Below are 6,026 nucleotides of genomic sequence, written 5' to 3'. Positions count from 1 at the left end.
GCGAGGTGGGCTCTAAGGCCAGGTCAAGCTTGTAGTAGGTCACGTCGTAGCGGGCCAGTTGGGCGCGGTGGCCCGCCGTGGCTGTGGTAGCCAGCGTGCCCAGGCCCGTGCGCAGGTGCGCCGCGGCGCAGGCGCGCCCGCCCTCGGTAAGGCCAGCGCCGGGTTGCGCCCAGGCGGCCGGGGCCCCCAGCACACCAGCCAAAACGAGTAACAAACGCCAGTAGCGCATTTTCATAGCCGTCAAACAAGTGCGGCACCGGTGGTTCGGCCCGCGCGAAAAGCCCCAGCAAGATACGCCCGGGGCCCCCAGTTGCCGCCGCTGCGGGGGCCCGGTAACGCGGGGCCGAAACGGGGCCGAACGCGGCGTTGCGGCGCGGGGTTTAGCACAAAATAATCCACTTAAAACAAGCTGTTGCCCAATTGTTTAGCTAACTGCAAAGCCGGGATTGGGGCCCCGGTGGGGCAACGCCGCGCCCGGCGAGCCGTTGATGCAGGGCATTCGCTTATGTTAATTTTTCTCTCCATGTCTTTTTCGCTTACCCGCGCCGCGCTGCTGGCGGCTTGCCTGCCCGCCACCGCGGCCTTTGCCCAACAAGAAGTTCCCCCCGCCCGCACCCGGCCCCTTGGAGCCATCGAAACCACTCGCCAGGGCATCAAGCCGGTGCAAGTAGCGGCATTTCCCGACCAGCGCGTGACCGGCGTTACGGTGTCGCGCCAGGGCCGCATTTTCGTCAACTTCCCGCTTTGGGAAGACGGGCACCGCGAGTCGGTGGCCGAAATTGTGCCCGGCCAGGCCCCGCGCCCCTACCCCGACGCCACCTGGAACGCCGCCGTAACCGACCCCAAGGCCCCCGCCTCGCCCGCCGAGCGCTTCGTGTGTGTGCAGAGCGTGGTGGTCGACGACCAGGACCGGCTGTGGGTGCTCGACCCGGCCTCGCCCAAGTTTACAGGCGTGGTGCCCGGCGGGGCCAAGCTGGTGCAGTTCGACCTGGCCACCAACAAGGCCGTGCGCACCATCCTGTTCCCAAGCAACATCGCTCCATCGAAGAGCTACCTTAACGACGTGCGGTTTGACACCAAGCGCAACTTTGCCTACATAACCGACTCGGGCACGGGGGCCCTGGTGGTGCTCGATTTGAAGACCGGCAAGGCCCGTCGGGTGCTCGAAAACCACCCCTCGGTGCACCCCGAGCCGGGTTTCGACCTGGCCGTGAACGGCTACGTGCTGCGCGAGCCCGACGGCTCCAAACCCAACTTCCAGGCCGACGGCATTGAGCTAAGCGCCGATGGCAATACGCTGTACTACACCGCCCTGATGGGCCGCACGATGTACCGCATCGGCACCGAGTTTTTGCGCAACGCCGCCCTGACGCCCGCCCAGCTGGCCACCCACGTCGAGAAATTTGCCGTGCCCAGCGCTTCCGATGGCTACGGCCGCGACGCCGCCGGCAACCTCTATACCTCGGGCATCGAGAACAACAGCATCCGCCGCGTGACGCCCGCCGGCCAGGTGACGACCATCGCCCAGGGCCCCGAAATTTCGTGGCCCGATACGTTCGGCTACGGCCCCAACAACACGCTGTACTTCACCACTTCGCAAATCCAAACCCAGGACAAGTACCACGGCGGCAAAAGCACCCGCACCCAGCCCTACGCCCTGTGGAAGCTGGACCTGAACCAAGTCAAGTAGTTAAGCGCTAGTGGAGTCCTTTCGGCAAAGCTGCCCGTATTATCCTGCGGGAACTGCGCGTCAACGCACCCCCCAACGTTTTCGAAAGCCCCGCTGGCAGCCCCGGCGGGGCTTTTCTGTGCTCAAATGGGCCACGCAGCCCCGCGGCCATAATTCTGTACAGCTATTGGCAGGCATTGCACGTATTCGGGTTGGTACATCATTCATCTCACGAGAAATTCATGATTATTTCGACGCTTACCCCTGCTCCTGCCCGGGGCCTCAACCGCCGCTGGGCGGGGGCTACGGCCCTCGTGTTGGGCGGCCTGCTGGCCGTTTCTTGCTCCAAAGACGACAACGAAGCGGCCCCAGCCACGCCGGCCGCCGTCACCTTTGCCGCCGCCGGCCTCTTTCCCGAGGGCGTGCAGTACGACGCCAAAAACAGCGCCTTCCTGGTCAGCTCCCTCACCACCGGTAACATTGGGCGGGTGACGGACGACGGCACCTACTCGGTACTGGCCACGGGCAGCACCGTGGGCATTGTATCGGCGGTGGGCCTGAACCTCGACGACAGCCGCAACCGCGTGCTGGTGGCCTCGTCCAACAGCACGGCCCGCGACCGGGCGAAGCTCGTGAGCCTCAACCGCGACAACGGCACGGTCAACTTCAACGTGGACCTGGGGGCCCTGCGCAGCTCGCCCAACCACTTCGCCAACGATGTGGCGGTGGACGGCCAGGGCAATGCCTACGTGACGGACAGCTTCGCCCCGGTCATCTACAAAGTGGATGCCCAGGGCATGGCCTCCGTGTTCCTGGACAATGCGCAGCTGGCGGGTGCCACGGGCGCTTTTGGCCTCAACGGCATCGTATTTCGCGCCGATTCGGGCAGCGGTTACCTGATCGTGGCCAAAGCCGACAACGGCACGCTGTTCAAGGTGCCCATCAGCGCGCCGGCCACCTTCACCACCGTGGCCACCGCCGGCATCAACCTGATGGGGGCCGACGGCATGCTGCTTCAGGACGATAATACCCTGCAAGTGGTGGCGGGCAGCCAGAGCCGCGTGTACCGCCTCACCAGCACCGACAACTGGACTTCGGCCACGCTCTCGGGCACCTTCGCCACCACGGGCCAGGGCCCCACCACCATCACCCGCCGCAACGGCGCTGATAGCTATGTGATATATGCCAACCTGGGCGCAATGGCCATGCCCCCGGCCACGTTCACCATCGGCAAAGTCACCTTCTAGGGGCCTTAGGCCTTTTAATCGGGCTAAAACGGAGTACCACTCCGTCTTACAAAAAAGGCGGCCCGTTGCGGGGCCGCCTTTTTTTATTATTCAATGTGGAGCTTACCGCCGCAGTGGCAAGCTGGCCGGCATTTGCGGGCGGTGCTTTGCCCCGGCCCAGCCCGCCGGGCGGTGGGTGACGGGGCGCTTCCCCAGCCGCAGCGCCAATTGCTACTATCGGCAACTACTTCTGCACCAGAAAAATAACTTTGCTAAAATACTGCGGGGGCCCTGGGGTGGGTAGCTCCGCGGTGGCGGGCGCGGCGGCGGATGTGCTTGCCTGCGCACGCGGGTCCTCCGCCCGTGGCGGGGCCCAATGGAAAGGGCCAATTGGACGTTACTAATGTGGTCTTTTTTTATTCATTCCGTCTGATTTTTGGTTAGTATTTTTATGACTCTATATAAGCCAATAGGCCAAACAATCTGTAATATGGATAAGAAACTCGTTACCGTCGTCATTCCAATCCACTTAGAAGAGCCGTTAGCGCTGGAAAAAATTTCGCTGGCCCAAACTCTGGCCGTGTTAAACCAGTATCCCATCACCTTCATGACGCCCACATGGCTGGACGTTTCCTGGTACGAAGAATTTTGCCAGGGCAAGGCAACCGTGCACTTCGAGCGCTTCGACTGGCGGGGCCACGAGGCCCACGGCGAGCTGCTCACCAACTCGGTGTTCTACGAGCGCTTTTTGCCCTACGAGTACATCCTCACGGTGCACCTGGATGCTTTCGTGTTTCGCGACGAGCTGACGCGGTGGTGTCACGCGGGGTACGACTACGCCGGCGCGGTCACCTACAACCCTTTGTGGGAGCAGCCAAACTCCACCATGCGGCGCCTGACGGGCTTTAGCTACCCGGAATATTTTGGCAGCGGCGGCTTTTCACTCAAAAAAGTCAGCACTTTTTACCGCATTACCAGCCAGTTCCGGTTCTACATGAACGCCTACCACTGGTTGCGACGGCGGCGCGGCCTCTCGTTCTACGACGACTTGTTCCTGGCCCAGCACTTCCCCAAGCTGTCGGCCGGCTTTCGGGTGCCGCCCAAGGCACTAGCCCAGCAGTTTGGCGCGGCCTGGGAGTTTGGGGAGGAAAAAGACCTTCCCTTCTCCAACCACGACAATGCCTCCCTGCCCTTCGGCATCCACGGCTGGGTTAAGTACTTCCACGAGTATTGGAAGCCAGCCATCCGTTACTACGGCCACAGCATTTAAGCCGGCCTGGGGCCCCTACTTAGCTCATAAGTGTTTTGCATAAAAGCCCGCCCGTTGCGGAGATGCAAGAATGCGTCTCCGCAACGGGCGGGCTTTTATGATTTTTTGGATAAGTCGCTCGAACCTAAGACGCAAGTATACAGCTCTACGGCGTTCTAAAAATCAGGTAATTAACGCAAGTAGCGCCTTAGAGTGGTTGCGGGGTTCGTGTACGTGGTGGTGGCGCTCACCCGTACAAACAAGCACAGCTTGGTGGTACGGGTAGCTACGTACACGAACCCCGAAACTGCTCTAGTAAAACACCAAGAAGATGCCGAACAGAGCCACCCACAGCACATCAATAAAGTGCCAGTAGGTACACAGGGCCCGCAGCTGGCGGCGGTGGTAGGGGTTGCGGATGAACACAAGGTTGCGCACGGCGTCGCGGTCGGCGTGCAGCACGCGCAGCGCCAGGGCCAGCAGGTACAGCATGCCCCCCAGCAAGTGGGCCACGTGCAGGGCCGAGATGAAGTAGATGAACGTGCCGCTGGACTCGCCCCGGAAGGGCAAGAACGGCAGCAGCTCGCGCCAGCCCAGCACCTGCAGGCCGGTAAAAATACTGCCCAGCAGCAGCGTGGCCAGCAGGCACCGGCCGAGGGTGGCCAGGTCGTCGCGGGCGTATAGGCGCGGGGCCTGCGCCACCACGTAGCTGCTCACCAGCAGCACAATGGTGCTCAGCGAGAAGTAGCGCGGGAACGGGTGCGGGCTCGTGGGGGCCCCGTTGGTGAGGCGGGCACTGATGTAGAGCGCCGCCAGGATGACAAACATCACGGTGATGGCCACTAGCCCCAGGTACAGGGCCACGAGCAGCGGCGGCAGCCGCTCGATGCGGGCAAACGCCGAAACGGGGGCCCCGGCCCGCACCCGGTTGTTGGAAGTATTGTCGGAATTCCTCATGAACGAACGACGCGCAAAGCAACACAGCGTCAGTAATTAAACCAATCCGGGGCCCTTTGGTTCCGGCCAAACTTAGGGCTAACGGAAAAATGAACCCAACTTCCCCAGCACCGCGCTGAGCGTGATTTTGGGGCCGTTGCGGCCGGGCAGGCCGAAGGTGACGTAGGTTTTGCCGCCCACCCGCAAGTCGAGCACCAGGCCCAGCCGCTGGCCCAGGTCGTGGAGCTGCTGCAAAGGGTCGGGGCCCTTGGGCGGCTTGGGGGCCCCGGGCGGGCGCGGGGGCCCCGCCGTCAATTCATCCAGCACCTGCTGGCTGGGCACGTTCAAAATCAGGTACGTACCCGAGCCGGCCAGCTGCAAGGCGTGGCCGTTCCAGGTGAGGACCAGCTGGGCCTCTACGTCGAGGCCGCTAGCCAAGGGGCTGCTGCTGGCCGCTGGGCGCGGGCGGGTCGATGCGCAAAGTGGGGGCCGGCTGGGCGGCCGGCGCGGCCTCACCCTTGGTGCGGATGCGCAGCGAGCCGTTGAGACGGTAGGTGCCGGCCGTGCCGTTAGGGTTGGGCACTTGCAACTCCACTTGGTCGAAGGCCAAGTTCAGCTCAACGCCGCCGGAAAGTTTGGAGAGCAGCGACGCGGCGGTGTCGGCCCAGGAAGGGGAATCAGCCATAATTTTCAGTTATCAGTGAGCAGTTATCAATGAACAGGCGCAAAGTAGGGCCCCAGCGGGCAAACGCAACCTACCTGGCCGGGTCGGCGGTGCAGTTATCGACATTCCCGCAAGCAGTAGGTCCTCAATTCTCACTTCACATTGCTGGCTCCTCGCTCCTTGCTCCCACCCCTAAATCCGGGCCCAGCCCAGGGCCCCGGCGGGGCCCCGCAGCAGGCTGAAACCGTCGGCCTCGCCCAGCACGGCCACCGGGGTACGGGC

The 6,026-nt window shown here is 63.1% G+C and carries 7 protein-coding genes; 3 read left to right on the top strand and 4 right to left on the bottom strand.

Going from position 1 to position 6,026, the window contains the following annotated elements:
• Positions 1–235, bottom strand: a 235-nt coding sequence (locus BEN49_RS09900) for a hypothetical protein (RefSeq protein WP_158022817.1), incomplete at its 3' end; no start/stop codon positions are given.
• Positions 236–523: 288 nt separating this feature from the next.
• Here BEN49_RS09900 and BEN49_RS09895 point away from each other — a divergent pair.
• The 3 genes from BEN49_RS09895 to BEN49_RS09885 all read left to right on the top strand — a co-directional run bounded on the left by BEN49_RS09895 (position 524) and on the right by BEN49_RS09885 (position 4,165).
• The gene (locus BEN49_RS09895; protein WP_158022816.1) at positions 524–1,690 is read left to right on the top strand and encodes an L-dopachrome tautomerase-related protein; all 1,167 of its coding nucleotides are present in this window, start codon (positions 524–526) and stop codon (positions 1,688–1,690) included.
• 221 nt (positions 1,691–1,911) lie between these two features.
• A complete protein-coding gene (locus BEN49_RS09890; protein ID WP_070742862.1) occupies positions 1,912–2,916 on the top strand; it encodes an SMP-30/gluconolactonase/LRE family protein in 1,005 nt (334 codons plus the stop codon).
• A 469-nt stretch (positions 2,917–3,385) separates the two neighbouring features.
• Positions 3,386–4,165, top strand: a complete 780-nt coding sequence (locus BEN49_RS09885) for a DUF5672 family protein (protein ID WP_070742861.1) — start codon at positions 3,386–3,388, stop codon at positions 4,163–4,165.
• A gap of 291 nt (positions 4,166–4,456) precedes the next feature.
• Here the strand turns inward: BEN49_RS09885 and BEN49_RS09880 are convergent, their stop codons facing one another.
• The 3 genes from BEN49_RS09880 to BEN49_RS09870 form a co-directional block, all read right to left on the bottom strand.
• Complete coding sequence (locus tag BEN49_RS09880) at positions 4,457–5,101, bottom strand: cytochrome c oxidase subunit 3 (protein ID WP_070742860.1); 645 nt, start codon at positions 5,099–5,101, stop codon at positions 4,457–4,459.
• A gap of 78 nt (positions 5,102–5,179) precedes the next feature.
• Complete coding sequence (locus tag BEN49_RS09875) at positions 5,180–5,518, bottom strand: hypothetical protein (RefSeq protein ID WP_070742859.1); 339 nt, start codon at positions 5,516–5,518, stop codon at positions 5,180–5,182.
• Positions 5,511–5,765, bottom strand: coding sequence for a hypothetical protein (locus BEN49_RS09870; protein WP_070742858.1), 255 nt, complete (start codon positions 5,763–5,765; stop codon positions 5,511–5,513). Before BEN49_RS09870 ends, BEN49_RS09875 begins: the two co-directional genes overlap by 8 nt.
• Between the last annotated feature and the right edge of the window lie 261 nt (positions 5,766–6,026).

This window comes from Hymenobacter coccineus, assembly GCF_001816125.1.
Taxonomy (GTDB): Bacteria; Bacteroidota; Bacteroidia; order Cytophagales; family Hymenobacteraceae; genus Hymenobacter; species Hymenobacter coccineus.
The sequence above is the reverse complement of the archived record's forward strand: the minus strand, read 5'-3'. Positions and strand labels throughout refer to the sequence as shown.